Genomic DNA, 21,615 nt, shown 5'->3' with positions numbered 1-21,615 from the left:
AAAAATAGTAACCACAAGGGAGGGAAAGACCATGGCAGTCATCCATGTACTGGATAAGCATACTGCGGAGCTGATCGCCGCCGGTGAGGTGGTGGAGCGCCCGGCATCGGTGGTCAAGGAGCTTTTGGAAAACTCCATCGACGCCGGTGCGACGCAGGTCACCGTCAGCATCGAGTCCGGCGGCGTAAAGTTGATCGAGATCAGCGATAACGGCACCGGCATTGATGCCGAGTATATCCCGACAGCCTTCATCCGCCACGCCACCAGCAAAATTGAAAAACCGGACGATCTGAACAGCATCCATACGCTGGGCTTCCGTGGCGAGGCACTGGCTTCCATTGCCAGCGTAGCGAGGGTAGAGCTACTCACCCGCACCGAGGTGGACGAGTTTGCTACCTGCTACCGCATCGCCGGCGGCGAGGAGCAGGGCAGAGAGCCTGCCGCCCGCGCCGTGGGCACCACCATCCGGGTGCAGGACCTGTTCTACAACACCCCCGCCCGCATGAAGTTCCTCAAAAAGGACTCCAGTGAGGGCACCTTTGTGGCAGATAACGTAGGGCATGTGGCGCTCAGCCACCCGGAGGTCAGCGTCAAATTCATCCGGGAAGGCAAGCTGCAATACGTCACCCCCGGTGATGGTCAGCTGCGCAGCGCCGCCTATGCAGTGCTGGGGCGGGAGTTCAGCCGCGACCTCATCGAGGTGCACTCCGAGGAAGGACTGTACCGGGTCACCGGTTTGATCACCCCGCCCAAGAGCTGCCGCGCCAGCCGCAGTATGCAGCATTTCTACATCAATGGCCGCTATGTGCGCAACCGCACCATCATGGCGGGCATGGAAATGGCCTTTAAGGGCACGACCATGCAGGGCAAGTTCCCGGGCGGCATCCTGCTGCTGGAAATGCCCACCGACCTTGTGGACGTCAATGTCCACCCTGCAAAGATCGAAGCCCGTTTTGCCCGGGAAAATGACGTGTTCGACGTCGTTTACCACGCGGTCAAGCTGGCGCTGGCACAGCCCGGCACCGGGGAACGGCGATTTACCTTTGAAGCAGACGAAAAAGAGAAAACCGAAAAAGAAAACGATACACAAAGCGAAAATGCTGTAAAGAATAGTCACTTTACAGGACTTTCTGCCGTCATTCCGGGTCAGGCGGACCCCGGTACGCTGCCCGCGCAGCGTTGGGAAGCCCCGCAGCCGCAGCGCCCCGCCGCTGCCACGGTGAAAACCCCGGCTTTTACGGCAGATACCTCGCCGGTACAGCCCGCACAGCCTGTCCGCACGGCTGCTGCTGTGCCCTCGTGGCGGCAGTCTGCCCTTGCAGAGGACATTCTGGACCCGGTGGTCACCCTCCACAGCCCGGAAAAGCCGGATGCAACCGAAGTCCAAATCGCACCGCAGCCCTTCCGGGCAGCCGCTGCTGAGGCACAGCTGGACGTGCACCCGGAGACGGACGCCGCAGCCGACCCGCTGCTGGATCACATGGCGGCATGGAACACCATGTCCGCCGCCCCGGAGATCGAAGCCGCAACGGTGCCCTACCAGCCGGAGGAACCCGAGCAGCCGGAACAGCTGGGCTTTGATGTGCCGCAGGGAGAAGAACCTCTGAGGTATGTGGGCGAGGTTTTCCGCACCTATATTCTGGCAGAGCGGGGAGACGAGCTGTGTCTGATTGACAAGCACGCCGCCCACGAACGTCAGCTGTACGAAAAGCTTGCCGCCAATTACGGCAACGTGCCCAGTCAGCTGCTGTTGCAGCCCGCTGCCATCGACCTTTCCGCAGAGGAAAAGCAGGCGCTGCTGGAAAACCAGCCCCTGCTGGAAAACGCCGGTCTGGACGTAGCCGATTTTGGCGGCAGTACCATGCTACTGCGCGCCGTGCCTGCGGACGTAGAGCCGCAGAACGCTGAGGACTTGCTGGTGGAGATCGCTGACCGCCTGCTCAAGGGCAGCCGGGACGCGCTGAACGAGCACACCGAGTGGGTGCTGCACTCCATCTCCTGTCGCGCCGCCATCAAGGCAGGGGACAAGTCCTCTCCGCAGGAGCTGATGGCACTGGCCGAGAAGATCCTTTCCGGCGAGGTGCCGCCCTTCTGCCCTCATGGCCGTCCCTGCGTGCTCAAGCTTACCCGAAAGGAGTTGGAAAAGCAGTTTGGACGCATCGTGTAATGCAAAAGCTGCCGTGGTAGCTGTGGTAGGCCCCACCGCCACCGGCAAGACCGCGCTGGGCGTTGCGCTGGCGCAGCAGTTCTCCGGCGAGGTCATCAGCGCCGACTCCATGCAGATCTATAAAGGTCTGGATGTGGGCACCGCCAAAGTCACCCCGCAGGAGACCTGCGGCATCCCACACCACGGCGTGGACATTCTCACCCCGGAAAAAACCTTCAGCGTGGCAGATTTTACCGCGCTGGCAGGGGAGTATATTCACGATATCACCGCCCGGGGGCATCTGCCGTTGCTGGTGGGCGGTACCGGCCTGTATGTGCAGAGCCTTTTATATGGTGTGCGCTTCACCGCCGAAAAAGCCCCGGACGGTCTGCGCGAGCAGCTGACCGCTGAACTGGAAGCCATCGGCCCGGAAGCCATGTACGCAAAACTGCAAGCCGTGGACCCGGAAGCCGCCGCTGCCATCCACCCCAATAATAAGGTGCGGGTGCTGCGGGCGCTGGAGCATTACCACGCTACCGGCAAGCGTCTCAGCGAACAAAAAGCCGATTCGCTGCCGCCGGAGCGTCCCTACCGCAGCCTTGTGCTGGGGCTGGATTTCCCGGACCGCGCAGCGCTGTACCGCCGCATTGACCTGCGGGTGGACAAAATGCTGGAGGCCGGGCTTTTAGCCGAAGCAGAATACGTCTGGCGCAACCGCGAAACCTTCCGCACCGCTGCACAGGCCATCGGCTATAAAGAATTTTTTCCGTATTTCGAACAGACCGCCTCGCTGGATGCCTGTACTGAAAAACTCAAACAGGCTTCCCGCAACTACGCCAAGCGCCAGTTGACATGGTTCCGCCACATGGACGGGGTCACATGGCTGGATGCCGGGGCAGCAGACGTGCGGCAGACCGCCCTGCGTCTGACCCAAGACTTTTTATCGAAAGGATGATCCTTATGCCGGAAACCCCTCAGGAACCGCGCCGCAAGCTGTCTGCGCTTACCACGCTGGCGGTCGTGCTGGCCGCCTTTTTGCTGGTGGCGGCAGCGTATGTCTGCTGGCAGGCGGCGCACATCCTTTTCCCCCAGAACGTCTACGAAACGGCGCTGCCCATCACCATCTCTGATACCATTGAAGCGGACGGTGCGCTGCTGTTTGACGAGACCTGCATTTCCGGCAGCGGCAATCTGGGCTACCTTGTCTCAGACGGCGAGCGGGTGTCGGCGGGCACTGCCGTTGCGGAGCTGTATACCGATGCAAATCAGGCGGTGCTGCGCCAGCAGCTGACCCAGCTCACCAGCCAGATCGATCTGTTGCAGCGCTCTCAGAACACCGCAGCCACCCAGCTGGACGGCCTGCTCAAGGAGCGCTCCGGTGCACTGTACGACCTGCTGGATGCGCTGGATACTGCCCGTTACAGCGATGTGGACAGCAGTGCCGATACCTATTTGTTGGCACAGAACAAGCTGTGGATCACCACCGGCGATACCGCAGGCTTTGCGGATCAGATCGCGCTGCTTGCCCAGCAGGCACAGACCGTGCAGGCCCAGCTGGGCAACCCCACTCAGATCACCGCCCCTACCACCGGCTACTTTGTCCGGGCTGCCAGCAGCGGACGGCTGAACGCCGGTGCTGCGGACATTCTGGCGCAGAGCCCGGAGCAGCTTAAAGCCTATCTGGACTCTGGCCCCGAGATGCCGCTGGACGGCTGTGTAGGCAAGCTGGTAGCTGGGTTCAGCTGGCAGTATGCCGGGGTGTGCTCGGCAAAGCAAGCCGAAAAGCTGCTGGGCGCGGACGGCAAGCCCCTGCGCACGGCGGTGGAGATCAGCTTTCCCGGCCAGAGCGATGCCGCCTTGCGTGCCACCGTCACCGAGGTGACCATTGATGCAGAAAAGGATATTGCCCGCTTTGTGCTGCGCTGCAACTCCATCAACGGCGATGTGCTGTGCCTCAACCACGCCCGCGCCCGTATCAGCACCAGCGAGAGCACCGGTCTGCGGGTGCCTGCCGCAGCGGTACACTACCTGAAAGAGGACGGCACCGAGGCCGAGACGCAGGGCGAAAACTATATCCCCGGCGTGTACGTCAAGTACGGCAACATCGCCCGCTTCTGCAAGATCGACCCCGTGGATGCCGACCATCCGCTGGTCACAGAAGGGGATTACATCCTTGTTTTGCCCAAGGGAACAGACGGTTCTGTCAGTCAGGTAAGGCTTTATGACGAAATAATCGTCTCGGGACAAAATTTATATGACGGAAAACTTTTGTAGTTATTGACATCTGCTGCAAAAAATCAGATAATAGTAAAAGCTATTTGCATTCTTTTTGCAAAGAACGCCAGGCAGCCGGGCGCTGCCCGAATGAAAGGAGCAGATAATTATGTCTTTGCTGGATAGCATTAAGAAGGGCCTGATGGGCGAAGGGGACGAGTACGAGGACCAGTACATCGATGACGGCCCCCAGATGGTGAACAATAACAACAGCGGCGTCGGCATCGGGATGGACGAAGAGACCGAAGAGCCTGCCGAGGGCACCAGCAAGAAGAACAAGGTGGTCAACATCCATGCCACCACCCAGCTCAAGGTGGTTCTTGTCAAGCCCGAGCGGTTTGAGGATGCCAGCACCATTGCCGACCATCTGAACAACAAGCGTACCGTGGTGCTGAATCTGGAGTCCACCAATAAGGAGGTCTCCCGCCGTCTGGTAGACTTTTTGTCCGGCGTGGCTTATGCCAACAACGGCCAGATCAAGCGCGTAGCCAACAGCACCTTTATCATTACCCCGTACAACGTGGATATCATGGGCGATCTGCTGGACGAGCTGGAGAACAATGGCGCATTCTATTGATCCGGCAGCCGGTGCAGTGCGGGGCTTTGTGCCCGCCCGCAACGATGAGGAACGCTATCTCATGCGGCATATCGAGGATCTTGCCGATGCGGCTTTTTCCCGCGGCATAGCCCGGTACTCTGCATTTCTCAGTGACCGCGAGCAGGATCTTGCCCGGGCGGCACTGGGGCGCGCCGGTGTGCGGGACGGCTGGCGTTTTGACGGCGGCTGGCCCGAGGCCGAGCGCCGGGTGCTCTGTCTGGAGCCGGAGTACAGCTACGGCGAGTGTCCGGTGCGCTGCGTACAGTTGCAATGCCGGGCACTGCCCGGTGCGGCGCTTCCGGCGCACAAAGACTATCTGGGCAGTCTGATGGGGCTTGCCCTCAAACGCGAGGCACTGGGCGATATCCTGCTGCCTGCCGATGCGCCGGGCACAGCCTATGTGTTCGCGCTGGAACCGGCGGCAAAGCTCATCTGCCGGGAGCTGTGTCAGGCGGGGCGCACCGAGGTGTCCACCCGTCTGCTGGAACCGGAAGAGATCCCGGCCTTTCCCGCACCGGAGCGGCAGCTGCTCACCGCCACCGTGTCCTCCCTGCGGCTGGATGCGGTGCTTTCTGCCATGTTGCACGTCAGCCGCGGCACCGCTGCGGAGCTGATCGAGGCGGGCAGGGTAGAGATCAACCATCTGCCGGTAGAAAAACCCCACGCCCCCGTATACGAGCAGGATGTGTTCACCGTGCGCGGCAAGGGCCGCTTCCGGCTGACTGCATTGCCCGGAAAAAGTAAAAAAGATCGTTCGATCATTGAGTTCTTTCAATATTAAAAGCTATGGGAGGAAATGACTATGCTGACTCCGCAGGATGTCCGCTCTGTACAATTTGAAAAAAACCTCCGCGGCTACCGTACAGAGGACGTGGACCGTTTTCTGGACAAGGTCGAGGAGCAGCTGCAGCAGAACGATGCGCAGGCAGAGCAGCTGCGCAAGCAGATCGCTGATCTGACCGCAGAGAACCAGAAGCTCAAGGGCGAGCTGCAAAGCTTTGAGGCTGACGGCGATATGCTCAAGAGCGCGCTGATCAATGCTCAGCGCATGGGCGAAAACGTGATCCGCGAAGCAAACCAGAAGGCTGAGGAGATCATTCACCGCGCAAACCTGCGGGGCGATGATATCATCCGCGACGCCAACGAGCTGCTGCAAAAGGCAAGCGACCGCGCAGACGAGATCGAGAACGAGGCCAACGAGAAGCGTCTGGCTGAGGAGCGGGAGTACGACCGCGTCCGTCTGGAGGTCACCCGCTTCAAGGCAGATGTGCTCAATTTGTACCGCAGCCATGTGGAGTCTTTGAGCCGTCTGCCGGAGTTCCAGAAGGAAACCAAGGACGCTGAAAAGGACGCCCCCGCACAGGACGCAGAGCCTGCGCAGGAAGCTGCCGCAGAGCAGCCCGCTGCACAGCCCGAGACTGCCCCCGCAGCCGATGCAGCAGCCCCGGCCGAGCAGCCTGCCGCTAAGGCTGCAGAACCCACCGAAACCACCGAACCTGCCGCCCCTGCCGATGACGACAAGGCGGCTGACAGCAGCGAGGATTTCTGGGCAAAGGACGAAAGCCAGCTCAAGCTGGACCCGCCTCCTGCTGATATGAAGCCGGACGAACCGGACTACGACGCTTTTCAGGGCGTCAAGTTCAGCGAGTAAGGCACCCAACGCAAAAATAGAGGAGAGTGTAAACCATTGGCTAAGAACAAATCGCAGTACGACAGCACGTTGAATCTGCCCAAGACCCTGTTTGAGATGCGCGCCGGTCTGCCCAAAAAGGAACCGGTCATGCTCAAGGATTGGGACGACAACGACCTGTACAATCAGCTCATGAAGCACAACGAGGGCAAGCCCCAGTTCATTCTGCACGACGGCCCTCCGTATGCAAACGGCAACATCCACATGGGCACCGCCCTGAACAAGATCATCAAGGATATCATCATCCGCGAAAAGAACATGGAGGGCTATCAGGCTCCCTATGTGCCCGGCTTTGATACCCACGGCCTGCCCATTGAGCTGAAGGCTCTGTCCTCCGTCGGCGACAAGAAGAAGGACATCTCCAAGCTGGAGCTGCGCCAGATCTGTGAAAAGTTTGCCACCGAGCATATCGACATCATGAGCGACCAGTTCAAGCGTCTGGGCGTCATCGGTGACTTCGAGCACCCCTACCTGACCCTGAAGCCGGAGTTTGAGGCACGCCAGATCGAGATTTTCGGCGAGATGGCCAAGAAGGGCTACATCTACAAGGGCCTGAAGCCCGTGTACTGGTGCCCGGACTGCCGCACTGCACTGGCTGAGGCCGAGATCGAGTACGGCGAGGACGACTGCGATTCCATCTTTGTGCGCTTCCACGTCTCGCAGGATCCCAACGGTGTGCTGGCAAAGTACGGCATCCCCATGGATAAGACCTACTTCGTCATCTGGACCACCACCACTTGGACCCTGCCCGCCAACGAGGCCATCTGCCTGAACGGTCAGTTCGAGTATTCCTTCGTCAAGATCGGCGAGGAGTACCACATCATGGCTACCGAGCTGGTCAAGAGCGTCATGGACGCCTGCCATATCGAGAACTACGAGATCGTGGGCGAGCCCGTTTCCGGCGCTGAGTTCGAGCTGATGCGCTATAACCACGTCTATCTGCCCAAGGAGGGCTGGGTCATTCTGGGTGACCACGTCACGCTGGAAAGTGGTTCCGGCTGCGTTCATACCGCAGGCGGCCACGGCGTGGACGACTTCAACGTCTGCCAGAAGTATCCGCAGGTGCCCATCACCGTGCCCGTGGATGACGGCGGTTACCTGACCGAGTTGGCCGGTAAGTACGCTGGTCAGCGCGTGTGGGCAGCCAACAAGACCATTCTGGCCGACCTGACTGCCTCCGGCGCTGTGATGGGTCAGGTGCACATCAAGCACCAGTACCCCCACTGCTGGCGCTGCCACAACCCCATCATCTTCCGTGCTACCGAGCAGTGGTTCTGCTCCATTGCCAAGTTCCGCGAGGACGTGTACAAGGCCATTGATACCGTCACATGGATGCCGGATTGGGGTCATGACCGCATGACCGGCATGGTGCGCGACCGCAACGACTGGTGCATCAGCCGCCAGCGCACTTGGGGCGTGCCCATCCCCGCCTTCTACTGCAAGAAGTGCGGTACCTACCACATCACCGATGCAACCATCAAGGCTGTCAGCGCTCTGTTCCGCAAGGAAGGCTCTGACGCATGGTATAAGTACGATGCCGAGCAGATCATCCCCGCAGGCGAAGTGTGCGAAAAGTGCGGCGCTTCCGAGTGGGAGAAGGACACCGACATCATGGACGTCTGGTTCGACTCCGGCTCCACCCACGCTGCCGTGCTGGACGAGCGTCCCGAGCTGCGTTTCCCCGCCGATATGTATATGGAAGGCGGCGACCAGTTCCGCGGCTGGTTCCAGTCCAGCCTGCTGACCAGCGTTGCAAGCAAGGGCTGCGCACCCTATAAGTCCGTGCTGTGCCACGGCTGGGTGGTGGACGAGCAGGGCAAGCAGATGCATAAGAGCGCCGGCAACGGCGTGGAGCCCAGCGAGATCATCAAGGACTACGGCGCTGATATCATCCGTCTGTGGGTGGCTTCTTCCGACTACACCGTGGACGTGCGCGCCGGTAAGAACATCTTTAAGCAGCTCAGCGAGGCTTACCGCAAGATCCGCAACACCGCCCGCTTCATTCTGGGCAATCTGGACGGCTTTGACCCCAACACCGATTGTGCGGCAGACGACCAGCTGCAGGATATCGACCGCTGGGCACTGGCTGCGCTGGATGACCTGATCGTCAACACCAACGCAGGCTACGCTGTGTACGACTTTAACAAGGTCTACCACGCCGTGTACAACTTCTGCGTGGTGGCCATGTCCAACTTCTATCTGGACGTCACCAAGGATCGCCTGTACTGCACCAATGGCGCAGCCCGCAAGGCCGCCCAGACCACCATGTACAAGATCCTTGTCGCTCTGGACAAGATCATTGCCCCCATCCTGTGCTTCACCAGTCAGGAGATCTGGGACTTCATGCCCAAGACCGAGGGTATGAACAAGTATGTGGTGTTCGAGCAGATGCCCAAGGCTGGCCAGTACGCCGCCGACGATGCCTTCAAGGCAAGGTGGGCACAGCTCATCGCCGTGCGCGACGAGGTCAAGAAGGTGCTGGAGCAGGCCCGTGCTGAAAAGCTGATCGGTGCTTCTCTGGAAGCTTCCGTCACTCTGTACTGCAACGATGCCGTCTATGACCTGCTGAACAGCATCCCCATGGACGAGCTGGCCGACCTGATGATCGTCTCCCATGTGGAGCTGGTCAAGGGTGAGGGCGGCGCTGCCAGCGCTGTCGAGGGGCTGGGCGTTGCAGCTGCACACGCAACCGGCGACAAGTGCGAGCGCTGCTGGAAGTACTCTGCCTCCATCGGCAGCCACCCCGCACACCCCACCCTGTGCGCACGCTGCGCCAGCGTTGTGGAAGCATAAGCGTCCCGCATAAATACAAATCTGTTTTGTAAAAGGGCGGCGCTCCCTTGACCGGGGAGCGCCGTTTTTTATAACAGAAACGAGGTAGCTAATGGCATTTGTACTCTTCAATCTGGCGGCTGTGGCGGCACTGGTCGGTATTGACCAGCTGATCAAGCTTTGGGCGGTGCAGGCTTTGCAGCCGGTAGGCGCGATGCCGTTCATTCCCCATGTAGTGGAGCTGCGGTTCGTGCTCAATCAGGGCATGGCTTTCAGCCTGCTCAGCGGCAAGCAGCTGTTCCTGATCATTGCCACAAGTGCAGCGCTGCTGGCGGTGGCCTACGGCCTGTTTTTCCGCAGCCGCGGCAAGCGCTTGCAGCAGGCAGCGCTGGTGCTGGTGCTGGGCGGCGGCATCGGCAACCTGATCGACCGCGTGCTCAACGGTGAGGTAGTGGACTACATCAACCTGCTGTTCATGCGCTTTGCCGTGTTCAATTTTGCAGATATCTGCGTCTGTGTGGGTGTGGCGCTGTGGGTGCTGGTGATTTTTCTGGACGAAGTCCACGCCGATGATGCCGCCAAGGAGCAGTAAATCATGGAACAGCGTGAATTTATCGTAGAGCAGGAGACTGCCGGGCAGCGCATCGACCGCTTTCTCAGCGGCGAGGACACCGGCCTGTCCCGCTCGGCGCTGCAGGCGCTGGTGGCCGAGGGGCATGTGCAGTGCAACGGCAAAACTGTTGCAAAAAGCCTGAAGCTCAAGGCAGGGGACACCGTGCTGCTGGAGATCCCTGACGCAAAGCCCATCGAGGCCGTGCCGCAGGATATCCCGCTGGACATCGTCTACGAGGACGCCCACCTGCTGGTGGTCAACAAACCCAAGGGCATGGTAGTGCATCCTGCACCCGGCAACCCGGACGGTACGCTGGTCAACGCCCTGCTGTGGCACTGCAAGGGCAGCCTTTCCGGCATTGGCGGTGAGATCCGCCCCGGCATCGTCCACCGCATTGATAAGGATACCAGCGGCCTGCTTGTGGTGGCAAAAGACGATGCCACCCACATCGGGCTTTCCCAGCAGATGGCGGTGCACAGCGTAGAGCGCGCCTACCAGACGGTGGTCTATGGCGGCTTTGCACAGGATGAGGGCTTTGTGGAAGCAAACCTTGGTCGCAGCAAGACCGACCGCAAAAAAATGGCAGTCTACCTGGCCACCGAGCCCCACACCAAATACGCCTATACCGGCTACAAAGTGCTGGAGCGGCTGGGCGAGTTCACCCTGCTGGAATGCCGCTTAAAAACCGGCCGCACCCATCAGATCCGCGTACACATGGCCTCCATCCACCACCCGGTAGCAGGGGACCCGGTGTACGGCCCCCACAACTGCATCACCAGCCTGCACGGCCAGTGTCTGCACGCCAAAACGCTGGGCTTTATCCACCCCATTACCGGGGAGCAGCTGCGGTTCGATTCCGAGCTGCCGGACTACTTTGCCCATTTTCTCGCAACTCTCAGGAGGAAAAACACATGAACGATTCTCTGGCATCCACTCTGGTGCTCTGTGATCTGGATAACCTGCTGCTGGGCGAGGATGGAAATCTGACCCATGTGGTACGGGATGTTTTGCAATTGTTCAGCAGCCGTGGCGGCAGACTTACCGTTTTTTCGCAGCGCTCTCCGCGCGCGGTGCGCTCCATTCTGGGCAGCGTGCGTCTGGCTGCGCCTGCGCTGGTGTGCGGCGGCACCATGGCCTACCACTATGCCGACGGCAACCGGGTGCCCCTGTGCAGTTTTGCCCAGCAGCAGGAACTTTTTGCCTGCCTGCCGGATACCCCCGGTGTGGGTGTCGCCGTGCAGATGCAGGACGGCACCACCCGGGTGCTGCGCATGAGCAATGCGCTGGAGCGCCATCTGCGGCAGGAGTGGACCCCCTATCTGCTGGCGAACGCCGCCGACATCCGCCCCGAGCAGGTGCTGCGGGTGCTGCTGTATCAGGACAGCAAGTCTGTGCCCCTGATCTCGCTGGCAGAAAAGGCCATCGGGGATCGTGTTGCCCTGCTGGGCGAGCGTATCGCCCCGGACACCCTTGTCCTCACCCCGAAGCGCATCTCCGGCCGGGAAATGCTGGACACCGTCTGCGCCATGGCGCAGGTGGGTGCAGAGCAGGTTCTTGCGCTGGCGGGCGGACAGCCCATGCTGGAGCTGGTGCAGACCGTAGAGCACAGCGCAGTGGCCGCCGACGCCCCGGCAGAGCTGCGCCTTGCCGCCGAGCAGATCACCCTGACCGATGCCGCCGGTGGTGCTGCTGTGGAGGTTTTGTACCGCATGGTGCGTGCTGCTGAAAAATCCGTGTAAAATTTGTGCAAAGCCCTCTGCAATTTTCCCGCAGAGGGCTTTCTTTTTAACAAGGAATCAGGTAGAATGGGAGAAGAAGCCTATGCAAAACAAAAAGCGCCGCGAAGGGGTGTTCCTGTTGCTGTGCCTTGCCGCCGCAGGGGTCTGTGCAGGGCTGGCGTTCTGGTTTGCAGTGCCGCTGCACCCGCAAACCCCGCAGACGCTGCCGGACACAAAAGCGCTGGCGGCGTATACGCAGGTAGAGCTGAATACAGCCGATGCAGATGCCTTGTGCACCCTGCCCGGTGTCGGTCCCCGCAGTGCACAGGCTATACTGGACTACCGGGCGCAGTACGGCCCGTTTGCACAGGTGGAGGATGTCGCGCAGGTGCCGGGCATTACCCAGGCAATGGTGGATTCATGGGCAGGGCAGGCGTATGTCCGCTAGGGCGTAGCCCGCTTTCTGCCTTGGTCAAAGAGGAAATACGGAGATTTATTGTTATGAGTGACGAATCGATCTTTATCAACCGCGAACTGAGCTGGCTGGATTTCAACCGCCGCGTTCTGGCACTGGGCAAGGACAAGAACGTCCCGCTGGGCGAGCGGATCAAATTTCTGGCAATTTACGGCTCCAATCTGGACGAGTTTTTCATGGTGCGTGTAGGCTCTTTGCAGGAGCGCGCAAACCTTGAGCAGAGTAAGACCAAAAAGGAAAAGCGGGAAAACAAGACCAACATGACCGCCGCTGAGCAGCTGGCCGCCATTATGCCCAAAACGGCGCAGCTGCAAGAGGAGTGCGATAAATTCTACGCAAAGGCGCTGGAAAATCTGGCCGAGAACGGCTACCATAAGGTGGATTTCGACCACCTGACCAAGGAGGAGGAGCATCTCTGGAAAAAATACTTCCAGTCCGAGCTGTTCCCCATCCTCAGCCCGCAGATCGTGGATAACCGCCACCCGTTCCCGTTTTTGCGCAACAAAGAGATCTACCTTGGCGTGCTGCTCAAGGAAAAGCACACGCAGGAGCAGAGCCTTGGCATCGTGCCCATCTCCAGCCAGATGGAGCGGATGCACTTCATCAAAAAGGACGGCGCTGTGCAGTTTGCCCTCACCGAGGAGCTGGTGCTGCACTATGCGTCCAGCATCTTCGGCAAGGATTCCATACAGGAAAAATGCCTGTTTCGGGTCACCCGCAACGCGGATATCGACGTAAAAGAGGGCATGATGGATCACGATATCGACTATCGTGAGATCATGACCGAGCTGCTCCGGCGCCGCCGCAAGCTGGCGGCTGTCCGTCTGCAGATCACCCCCGCTCCCGCACCGGAGGTGGAGCGGCTGCTGTGCAGCCGTCTGGAGCTGACCCGCAAGCGGGTATTTCTGCAAAAGAGCCCGCTGGACCTGAGCTTCTTCTTCAAGCTTTCCGGCCGCATGGAGGCCGAGGGTCACCCGGCGCTCTTCTACACCCCCGCACGTCCCATGCTGCCGCCGCCGGATTATGATCTGGCTGCCGAGGTACAGAAGCATGACGTGCTGCTCAGCTACCCGTACCAGTCTATCCGGCCTTTTATTGCCATGCTCAAAAAGGCCGCACAGGACCCGGACGTCATCTCCATCAAGATGACCCTCTACCGCATGGCGCGGGAGTCTCAGATCGTGCAGGCGCTGATGGAGGCCGCCGAAAACGGCAAGGAAGTGGTGGCACTGGTAGAGCTGCGCGCCCGCTTTGACGAGCAGAACAACATCGACTGGTCCAAGCAGCTGGAAAGCGCAGGCTGCACCGTCATCTACGGCTTTGAGGACTATAAGGTGCACTCCAAACTGACCCTCATCACCCGCAAGGGCGCAGAGGGCTACTCCTATATCACACAGATCGGTACCGGCAACTACAACGAAAAAACCAGCGAACTGTATACGGATTATTCCTTTATCACCGCAGACGAGCGCATCGGCGAGGAAGCCTCCAAGGTGTTCCGCAATCTGGCCGTGCAGCAGCTTACCGAGGAAAGCGACAAGATGCTGGTAGCCCCGCTGCGCTTCAAGAGCGTGCTGCTGGACGAGATGGATCACGTTATCGCTGCCGCCCGCATGGGTCGCCCGGCTTCCATGATCCTGAAAAACAACTCCATCAGCGACCGGGACATCATCCTCAAATTGCAGGAAGCCAGCTGCGCCGGGGTGCGCATTGATATGATCGTGCGCGGTATCTGCTGCGTGCGCGCAGAGGTGCCCAGCAAAACCGAGAACCTGCACATCCGCAGTCTGGTGGGACGGTATCTGGAGCATGGCCGCATTTACAGCTTCTTTGATGGCACCCACACCCGTATCTACATTGCCTCCGGCGACTTCCTCACCCGCAATACCGAGTGCCGCGTGGAGGTGGGCGTCCGGGTGGAGGACCCTGTTCTGGTGCAAAAACTCACCGATATCCTTCAGTTGCAGCTGCGGGATAACGTCAACGCCCGGGTCATGGAAGCTAACGGTAACTACCAGAAGGTGAAGCCCGCCGAGGGTGAACTGCCGGTCAACAGCCAGATGGGCATGTACGAGCTGCTGCGCAACGATTGGCAGCGCTCCGAACCGTGGAAGTGCACCACCGCCGCCCCGGAAACGGAAAAACCGGCGGCAGTCTTTCAGGAAGTTACCGTGGAACAGCTCAAACAGGAGCTGCCCCATGTGTTCCAGCCCGCACCGGAAAAGGCAACGGAAACTGCCCCGGCGGCGCAGCAGCCCGACCACTACGAGGCGCTGGAGCAGATGCTGAACAATAAGCCCCGCGCTGCGCAGCCTGCCCCTAAAACGCCCGCTGCACCCCGCCCGGCTGCAAAGCCTGCTGTCACCGCACCCAAGAAAAAGAGCCTACTGGAACGCATTGGAAGCTTTTTCCGACGTTGATCTGTAAAATTATATAAACCAAAGCCAGAGCTGCTGCACAGAAATTTGTGCGGCGGCTCTTTTTGTTGTGGATAAAGATTTCCTCTGTGACCCCTCTTGTGAGAATGCTTTTATCACGGCTCATCTGAACGGTGGGTGGGTTCTGCTGCCCACCGCTTGTGCATACACTTTTCGGGATAGGAGGGCGGCGTATGCGGGCAAAACGGAGTGGACAGGCAGCAAAACTACGCAGACGGCGGTGGGGCATCATGGCACTTGTGCTGGCGGGGCTGGCACTCTGTCTGCTGGCAGCTTTGCCGGTACAGGCCGCACGGAACACGAAAAAGTACGGTTTTCCGCTAGATACCACAGCGTGGCGCATCTCAGACGCCTACGGCGCGCGGACAGACCCCTTTACCGGCAAGCCTGCGTTTCATTCCGGCATCGACCTTGCCTGTGCGGCGGGCACGACAGTGCGGGCGGTGCAGGAGGGCGTAGTGACTGCGGCGGCCTACAGCCCAAGCTATGGCAACCATCTGCGCATCCTGCACCCGGATGGCTGCGAGACCCGCTACGCACACCTGCAATACCTCTATGTCCGCCCGGGAGAGGCGGTACAGACCGGGCAGACGCTGGGTACGGTAGGGCAGACAGGCCGCGCCACCGGTGCGCACCTGCATCTGGAACTGTGGCAGCAGAGCACTGCCTGCGACCCAGCCGCCCTGCTGGAGAATGCTCCGTGAGCCGGGTACGGGCGGGAAAGCTGGTATTCCGGGACCCGGTGCTGCTGTGCGGCGTGGTGTATCTGCTGCTCTACTTTGATGCCAGCGGCTTTCTGCGTCTGGGGCTGCTGGCGGCTGTTTTGCACGAGCTGGGGCACATCCTCGTCTACGGCATCCAGCAAAGGCGTCTGCCGGTCATCGAGGTGACCATGACCGGCTTTTGTATGCGCACGGCAGGGGAGAAGCTCTCCCCGCGCCAGCGCCTCGTGCTGGCTGCCGCCGGACCTGCGGTCAATTTTGCCTTTGCCGGGGTATGGGCGGTGCGCCTTGCGCAGACTGCCACCATCCGCGGCAGCGCATTCTGGGCGGCGAATCTGCTGACGGGGCTGTTCAACCTTTTGCCAATCCCGCCGCTGGATGGCGCACAGATGGCGGCGTGCGCAGGGGCGCTGTGGCAGCAAAAACACGGAAAGTATGCACAAACCGCCGGAAACGATTGCAAAACCGGCACATTTGGGGTAAAATAAAAAGAACGCAAAAAATGGATTGTTTATGGAGGACCCGATGTTTGATCCCAAACTGAAAGAAGCGCTGGGACGGGTGCAGAAGCCCGGCCGCTATACCGGCGGCGAGCCCGGCAGTATCTATAAAGAAAAGGACAAGGTGGATGTGCGCTTTGCCTTCTGCTTCCCGGATACCTACGAGGTGGGAATGTCCTTTCTGGGCGAAAAGATCCTGTACGAGCTGCTCAACAGCCACGAGAACTGGTGGTGCGAGCGCGCATTTATGCCGTGGCTGGATATGAAGGCAGAGATGGAGCGCCTGCAGCTGCCGCTGTACACCATGGAGAGCAAGGACCCCCTTACGGCCTTTGATGCTGTGGGCTTTACCCTGCAGTACGAGCTTTCCTATACCAATATCCTTGCCATGCTGGACTTGGCGGGTATCCCGTTCTATTCCAAAGACCGTGACGACCGCTGGCCGTTGATCGTAGCGGGCGGTCCCTGCGCCTGCAACGCCGAGCCTATCGCGGATTTCTTTGACGTCATCCAGCTGGGTGAGGGCGAAAACCAGCTGCCCGCCATCTGCGCCGAGATCGAAAAGGCCAAAAAAGAGGGCATCTCCAAAAAACAGCTGCTGCTCAACATTGCAAAGATCCCGGGCGTGTATATCCCGGCTTTCTACGATGTCACCTACCACGAGGACGGCAGAGTGAAGGCCATCACTCCCAACGAGCCGGGCATCCCGGCGCGCATCACCAAGGCCATCATCAAGGATCTGAACCAGTTCGCTCCGCCCACCAACTTTGTGGTGCCCATGGTAGGTGCTATTCAGGATCGCGCCAGCATCGAGGTGTTGCGCGGCTGCGTGCGCGGCTGCCGTTTCTGTCAGGCGGGCTTCTTGTACCGCCCCATGCGCCAGCGCGATGCCAGTTTGCTGAACAAGGCAGCACAGGATCTGTGTGCAAACACCGGCTACGAGGAACTGAGCCTTTCCAGCCTTTCCACCTCCGACCACGGTCAGCTGGAAGAGCTGCTGGACGACCTGAACGAGTGGGCACCCAAGGAGCACGTCAGCCTGTCGCTGCCCTCCCTGCGTGTGGACAACTTCTCCCAGAGCCTCATTGAAAAAACCACTAAGGTACGCAAGAGCGGCCTGACCTTTGCCGCCGAAGCCGGTACCCAGCGCCTGCGCAACGTTATCAACAAAAACGTCACCTGGGACGAGATCGAAAAGACCTGCACCATCGCCTTCAACGCAGGCTACACCTCGGTCAAGCTTTACTTCATGATGGGTCTGCCCACCGAGACCATGGAGGATATCGAGGGTATTGCTGAGACCGCCCAGAAGGTGGTAGACCTCTACTATAAGAACACGAACCATGCCAAGGGACGCGGCGTGCAGGTGACCATCAGCTGCGCCTGCTTTGTGCCCAAGCCCCACACCCCCTTCCAGTTCGTGCCCATGGATACCGCCGAGACCCTGCAGGCCAAGCAGAAGCACCTGCTGGAAAGCGTGCACAGCCGCAAGATCAAGGTGAACTACCACGACAGCACCACCAGCTTCCTCGAGGGCGTGTTTGCAAAGGGCGACCGCCGCCTTGCCCCGGTCATCGTGGAGGCGTATAAGCGCGGCTGTTACTTCGACGGCTGGGAAGAGTGCTTCAAGTACGATACCTGGATGCAGACCTTTGCGGATTTGGGCATCGACCCCGCCTTCTACTGCCAGCGCCCCATCGCACTGGACGAGGTGACCCCGTGGTCTCACATGGACTACGGCATCACCCATGAGTATTTGGTGCGGGAGTACAACAAGGCTCTGGCCGCCCAGACCACCCCGCCCTGCAACCGTGCCTGCAACGCCTGCGGTGCCAACCATCTGTTAGGAGGTCCCTGCTTTGATTACAGTCAGAATCTCGTTTGAAAAGAAAAATGAAGCCTCCTATATCTCCCTGCTGGATCTTCAGCGGGTGATGCAGCGGGTGCTCAAGCGCAGCGGCCTGCCGGTATGGCATACGCTTGGCTTTAACCCCCATATCTACATGACCTTTGCCTGCCCGCTCTCTCTGGGACAGGAGAGCGAGTGCGAGTGCGTGGACGTCAAGACCGAGGCGGAAGCCCCGGATTTTGCCCAGTGGCAGACCGCCCTCAACGCCATTATGCCTGCTGGTATCCATGTTACCCGGGTGGCTCCGGTGGAGATGAAGGCGGACAGCATTGCCTTTGCCTGCTACCGCATCAGCTACCCGACGGCTGCCGCTGCGGTGCTGGAGCAGTATAACGCGCTGGAGACAGCCCCTGTGGAAAAGCACAGCAAGCGCGGCAAAAAGATCGTAGACCTCAAAGAGCATATCCCGCAGCTGAGTTATACGGCAGCAGGGAACACCGTGCAGCTGGAGCTGTGCCTGCCCGCTGCGCAGGAACTGAACCTGAACCCCTCGCTGCTCACCAGTTTTCTGGAAGAAAAGTTTGGCCTGCCCGCCGCAAGTGCCAACATTCTGCGCACTAAGTTTTTAACGGCAGACCGTCAGCTGTTTGCCTGAAGCTGCGCAAAAGTCCGTCTACCAGGCAAAACAGAAAATTTTTGCAAGATTTTTCGCTAAATTGCTTGCATTCAAGCCGGTTTTGTGCTATCCTATTAGGGCGTTAGTGTCCGCTGAGACCACAGCGGGGTTAATGACAAGTATTTATCATTAAACGGGCGGTCCTCTGACGGCTATGCCGTGCATGAACGTCTAAAAACAAATGGAGGATTCAAAAATGGACGCATTGAAGATTATTTCTGAAGGCAGCATCAAGGCTGAAAAGCCTCAGTTCAACGTTGGCGATACCGTCCGCGTTGATGTTCGTATCAAGGACGGCGACCGTGAGCGCATTCAGGCCTTCGAGGGCACTGTTATCGCTAAGAAGCACGGCGGCGTTGCAGAGACCTTCACCGTTCGCCGCGTGGCTTACGGTGTCGGCATCGAGCGTGTCTTCCCCGTCAACAGCCCCTTCGTTGAGAAGGTCACTGTTGTCCGCAAGGGCAAGGTTCGCCGCGCAAAGCTGTTCTATCTGCGTGGCCGTACGGGCAAGGCTGCCAAGGTCAAGAGCGATATTTGATCATCCCCGATTTGAAACCGGGAGAAAAGGGACAACTTGTTGTCCCTTTTTTCTTTTTCAAAGCCCGGGTGTATGGATAAAAGGATGAAAGGCTGGTGGCAAAGCTATGGAAAAACAGCAGCAGTCTGCCCCCGCAGTGCGCGGGCAGGGCATACTGGAATGGTACGAAGCGCTCATCTCCGCAGCGCTGGTGCTGGTACTGATCTTTTCGTTTTTCTTCCGTATCATTCAGGTGGATGGGCGCTCTATGGTGCCTACCCTGACCCACGGCGATAAGCTCATCGTCTGGGCGGCGGGCTACACCCCCCAGCGGGGCGATGTGGTCATTGTGGACAGCTACACCGTTTATGGCAAGCCGCTGGTCAAGCGGATCATCGCCAAGGGCGGCGACACCATCAGCATCGACTACGACGCCGGTACAGTCACGGTGAACGGCGAGCTTTTGCAGGAGGACTACATTGCAGCGCCTACGTATCTGGGCTACGATGTGCAGTTCCCGTTCACGGTGCCGGAGGGCACCCTGTTTGTGATGGGGGACAACCGCAACGAATCGCTGGACAGCCGCTCCTCCTATGTCGGCTGCATTGACGAGCGTGATATTCTGGGCAAGGTGCTGCTGTGCTTTATGCCCTTTACAGATTTTGGGGTGGTAAAATGAACGAAATGGATACCCGGTTTGCAAACCAGTACAATATTCAGTGGTTCCCGGGCCACATGACCAAGACCCTGCGCATGATGGAGCAGGAGATCCAGCACGTTGATGCCAGCCTTGTGCTGCTGGACGCGCGCATCCCGCTTTCCAGCCTGAACCCGGAGATCGAGCGCATTACCGACCGCAAGCCCAAGCTCTATGCGCTGAACAAGGCTGACCTTGCCGACCCGGCTGTGACCGAGGAGTGGATCCGCTACTTCCACGCCGCAGATGCGGGCTGCGTGGCCATCAGCGCCAAGCAGAAGGGCGGCGCAAACGCCGTGAAGGTGGCTATTGAAAAGGAGCTTTCCGGTCTGCTGGAGCGCCGCCAGAACCGCGGCATGGGCGGTGCCAAAACGCAGGTGATGCTGTGCGGCATCCCCAACGTGGGAAAATCCACCTTTATCAACACCTTTGCAGGCTCTGCCCGCGCCAAGGCGGCAGACCGCCCCGGCGTGACCAAGGGCAAGCAGTGGGTCAGCACCGAAAAGTTCGATCTGCTGGATATGCCCGGCGTGCTGTGGAAAAAGTTCGATTCCAAGACCATCGCCTCCAACTTGGCCTTCATCGGCTCCATCAAGGACGATATTCTGGATGTGGAAGAGCTGGCCATGAACCTGTTGGACGAGGTGCGCCGCAACTATCCCGACCTTGTGGCACAGCGCTACAAGCTGGATGCCGAAACGCTGGCACTGCCGCCCTATGAGCTGCTGGAAGCCATCGGCCGCAAGCGCGGTCTGCTGGTGCGCGGCGGCGAGGTGAACACCGAGCGCTGCGCCATCATGCTGGTGGACGAGTTCCGCGCCTGCAAGTGGGGACGTATCTCTCTGGAACGCCCGCCGCAGCGGGATGATCTGGCCGACTTTGCCGGGGAGGACGAGGAATGAAGCGCCGCTCGGATGAGGAGATCTCCGCTCCGCTGTACGCCTTTGACGCCGAGGTGCGCAGTCAGTACGGCTGCTTTGCTGGTGTAGACGAGGCCGGGCGCGGCCCGCTTTGCGGCCCTGTGTGCGTAGCGGCCTGTATTCTGGACCCGGAAAACCCGGTGTACGGCATCAACGACTCCAAAAAGCTGACTGAGAAAAAGCGCGAGGCGCTGTTCGATGAGATCTGCGAAAAAGCGCTGGCCTACCGCATCATCTTTGTGGGGCCGGAGGTCATCGACCGGGAAAACATTCTGAACGCTACCATGGGCGGGATGCAGCAGGCGGTGGAAGAGCTGGACATCGTGCCCAATCTGGTGCTGGTAGACGGCAACCGCACCCCCGCAGGCTTGCAGATCCCGGCACAGCCGGTGGTCAAGGGCGATGCCACCAGCGCCAGCATCGGCGCGGCCTCGGTGCTGGCCAAGGTCAGCCGAGACCGCTATATGCTGGAGCTGGATAAGCAGTACCCGCAGTATCAGCTGGCAAAGCACAAGGGCTACCCCACAAAGCTGCACTACGAGCTGATCGCGCAGTACGGCATCCAGCCGTTCTACCGCCGCAGCTTTCTTAAAAAGCAGGGCTACTGGCCGGAGAGCGGCAAATGAACCGCGCCGAGACCGGCCGCAGGGGAGAAGCTGCCGCTGCCCGCTGGTATCAGAAGCAGGGCGCGCAGCTGCTGGCGCATAACTATCATACCCGCATGGGAGAGCTGGATCTTGTGCTGCGGGAGCCGGACGGCACCATTGTCATCTGCGAGGTAAAGACCCGCAGCCAAGGGATGCTGCAACGCCCCGCTGCCGCCGTAGACCCAGCCAAGCAGCACCGGCTGATCTGCGCTGCACAAGGGTATTTGCAGCAGACCGGCCAAAGCGAAGAACCGGTGCGTTTTGACGTTGCAGAGGTAGTTCCTCTTGACAGCGGGCGCTGGATGGTACATATTATAAAGGGTGCCTTTCTCTGCGAGACCTAAGGCAGAAACCGTGGCACCG

At 59.7% G+C, this 21,615-nt stretch carries 21 protein-coding genes; all 21 read left to right on the top strand.

The window, feature by feature from the left end:
- The first annotated feature begins 31 nt into the window (after window positions 1–31).
- The 21 genes from mutL to MTP39_RS07920 all read left to right on the top strand — a co-directional run bounded on the left by mutL (window position 32) and on the right by MTP39_RS07920 (window position 21,596).
- Window positions 32–2,167 (top strand): DNA mismatch repair endonuclease MutL, encoded by a 2,136-nt coding sequence (gene mutL, locus MTP39_RS08020; RefSeq protein WP_249240104.1) that lies wholly within the window; start codon window positions 32–34, stop codon window positions 2,165–2,167.
- Window positions 2,151–3,101 (top strand): tRNA (adenosine(37)-N6)-dimethylallyltransferase MiaA, encoded by a 951-nt coding sequence (gene miaA / locus MTP39_RS08015; RefSeq protein WP_249240103.1) that lies wholly within the window; start codon window positions 2,151–2,153, stop codon window positions 3,099–3,101. The genes mutL and miaA overlap by 17 nt, the downstream gene beginning before the upstream one ends.
- A 5-nt stretch (window positions 3,102–3,106) precedes the next feature.
- Window positions 3,107–4,420 (top strand): HlyD family efflux transporter periplasmic adaptor subunit, encoded by a 1,314-nt coding sequence (locus MTP39_RS08010; protein ID WP_249240102.1) that lies wholly within the window; start codon window positions 3,107–3,109, stop codon window positions 4,418–4,420.
- 109 nt (window positions 4,421–4,529) lie between these two features.
- On the top strand, window positions 4,530–4,997 hold the full coding sequence (locus MTP39_RS08005) for a cell division protein SepF (RefSeq protein WP_055184243.1): 468 nt from the start codon (window positions 4,530–4,532) through the stop codon (window positions 4,995–4,997).
- Window positions 4,981–5,799: a YlmH family RNA-binding protein gene (locus MTP39_RS08000; RefSeq protein ID WP_112120717.1), complete on the top strand. Its 819-nt coding sequence runs from the start codon at window positions 4,981–4,983 to the stop codon at window positions 5,797–5,799. Before MTP39_RS08005 ends, MTP39_RS08000 begins: the two co-directional genes overlap by 17 nt.
- Window positions 5,800–5,814: 15 nt before the next feature.
- Entirely contained in the window at window positions 5,815–6,669 is an 855-nt protein-coding gene (locus MTP39_RS07995) for a DivIVA domain-containing protein (RefSeq protein ID WP_249240101.1), read from the top strand.
- Window positions 6,670–6,705: 36 nt separating this feature from the next.
- Window positions 6,706–9,501, top strand: a complete 2,796-nt coding sequence (gene ileS / locus MTP39_RS07990) for an isoleucine--tRNA ligase (protein WP_330221052.1) — start codon at window positions 6,706–6,708, stop codon at window positions 9,499–9,501.
- A 91-nt stretch (window positions 9,502–9,592) separates the two neighbouring features.
- The gene (lspA, locus tag MTP39_RS07985) at window positions 9,593–10,072 is read left to right on the top strand and encodes a signal peptidase II (RefSeq protein ID WP_249240100.1); all 480 of its coding nucleotides are present in this window, start codon (window positions 9,593–9,595) and stop codon (window positions 10,070–10,072) included.
- A 3-nt stretch (window positions 10,073–10,075) separates the two neighbouring features.
- On the top strand, window positions 10,076–11,008 hold the full coding sequence (locus tag MTP39_RS07980; RefSeq protein WP_249240099.1) for an RluA family pseudouridine synthase: 933 nt from the start codon (window positions 10,076–10,078) through the stop codon (window positions 11,006–11,008).
- Window positions 11,005–11,832 carry an HAD hydrolase family protein gene (locus tag MTP39_RS07975; RefSeq protein WP_249240098.1) on the top strand — a complete coding sequence of 276 codons (828 nt, stop codon included), beginning with the start codon at window positions 11,005–11,007 and terminating at the stop codon, window positions 11,830–11,832. The genes MTP39_RS07980 and MTP39_RS07975 overlap by 4 nt, the downstream gene beginning before the upstream one ends.
- Window positions 11,833–11,914: 82 nt before the next feature.
- Window positions 11,915–12,259, top strand: coding sequence for a ComEA family DNA-binding protein (locus tag MTP39_RS07970; protein WP_249240097.1), 345 nt, complete (start codon window positions 11,915–11,917; stop codon window positions 12,257–12,259).
- Between the two features lie 53 nt (window positions 12,260–12,312).
- A complete protein-coding gene (gene ppk1 / locus MTP39_RS07965; protein ID WP_249240096.1) occupies window positions 12,313–14,706 on the top strand; it encodes a polyphosphate kinase 1 in 2,394 nt (797 codons plus the stop codon).
- 191 nt (window positions 14,707–14,897) lie between these two features.
- The gene (locus MTP39_RS07960) at window positions 14,898–15,428 is read left to right on the top strand and encodes a M23 family metallopeptidase (RefSeq protein WP_249240095.1); all 531 of its coding nucleotides are present in this window, start codon (window positions 14,898–14,900) and stop codon (window positions 15,426–15,428) included.
- Window positions 15,425–15,934, top strand: coding sequence for a metalloprotease (locus MTP39_RS07955; RefSeq protein WP_249240094.1), 510 nt, complete (start codon window positions 15,425–15,427; stop codon window positions 15,932–15,934). Before MTP39_RS07960 ends, MTP39_RS07955 begins: the two co-directional genes overlap by 4 nt.
- A 37-nt stretch (window positions 15,935–15,971) precedes the next feature.
- The gene (locus tag MTP39_RS07950; protein WP_055184265.1) at window positions 15,972–17,831 is read left to right on the top strand and encodes a TIGR03960 family B12-binding radical SAM protein; all 1,860 of its coding nucleotides are present in this window, start codon (window positions 15,972–15,974) and stop codon (window positions 17,829–17,831) included.
- The gene (locus MTP39_RS07945) at window positions 17,806–18,450 is read left to right on the top strand and encodes a TIGR03936 family radical SAM-associated protein (protein ID WP_249240092.1); all 645 of its coding nucleotides are present in this window, start codon (window positions 17,806–17,808) and stop codon (window positions 18,448–18,450) included. Before MTP39_RS07950 ends, MTP39_RS07945 begins: the two co-directional genes overlap by 26 nt.
- Window positions 18,451–18,667: 217 nt before the next feature.
- Window positions 18,668–19,009: a 50S ribosomal protein L19 gene (gene rplS, locus MTP39_RS07940; protein WP_015538550.1), complete on the top strand. Its 342-nt coding sequence runs from the start codon at window positions 18,668–18,670 to the stop codon at window positions 19,007–19,009.
- Window positions 19,010–19,115: 106 nt separating this feature from the next.
- Complete coding sequence (gene lepB, locus MTP39_RS07935; RefSeq protein WP_055184269.1) at window positions 19,116–19,667, top strand: signal peptidase I; 552 nt, start codon at window positions 19,116–19,118, stop codon at window positions 19,665–19,667.
- Window positions 19,664–20,587: a ribosome biogenesis GTPase YlqF gene (ylqF, locus tag MTP39_RS07930; protein WP_117929286.1), complete on the top strand. Its 924-nt coding sequence runs from the start codon at window positions 19,664–19,666 to the stop codon at window positions 20,585–20,587. Before lepB ends, ylqF begins: the two co-directional genes overlap by 4 nt.
- Window positions 20,584–21,231 carry a ribonuclease HII gene (locus MTP39_RS07925; protein ID WP_113621081.1) on the top strand — a complete coding sequence of 216 codons (648 nt, stop codon included), beginning with the start codon at window positions 20,584–20,586 and terminating at the stop codon, window positions 21,229–21,231. Before ylqF ends, MTP39_RS07925 begins: the two co-directional genes overlap by 4 nt.
- Window positions 21,228–21,596, top strand: coding sequence for a YraN family protein (locus MTP39_RS07920; protein ID WP_005925658.1), 369 nt, complete (start codon window positions 21,228–21,230; stop codon window positions 21,594–21,596). The genes MTP39_RS07925 and MTP39_RS07920 overlap by 4 nt, the downstream gene beginning before the upstream one ends.
- Window positions 21,597–21,615 lie beyond the last annotated feature (19 nt).

Source organism: Faecalibacterium sp. I3-3-33 (genome assembly GCF_023347295.1).
Taxonomy (GTDB): domain Bacteria; phylum Bacillota; class Clostridia; order Oscillospirales; family Ruminococcaceae; genus Faecalibacterium.
The sequence above is the reverse complement of the archived record's forward strand: the minus strand, read 5'-3'. Positions and strand labels throughout refer to the sequence as shown.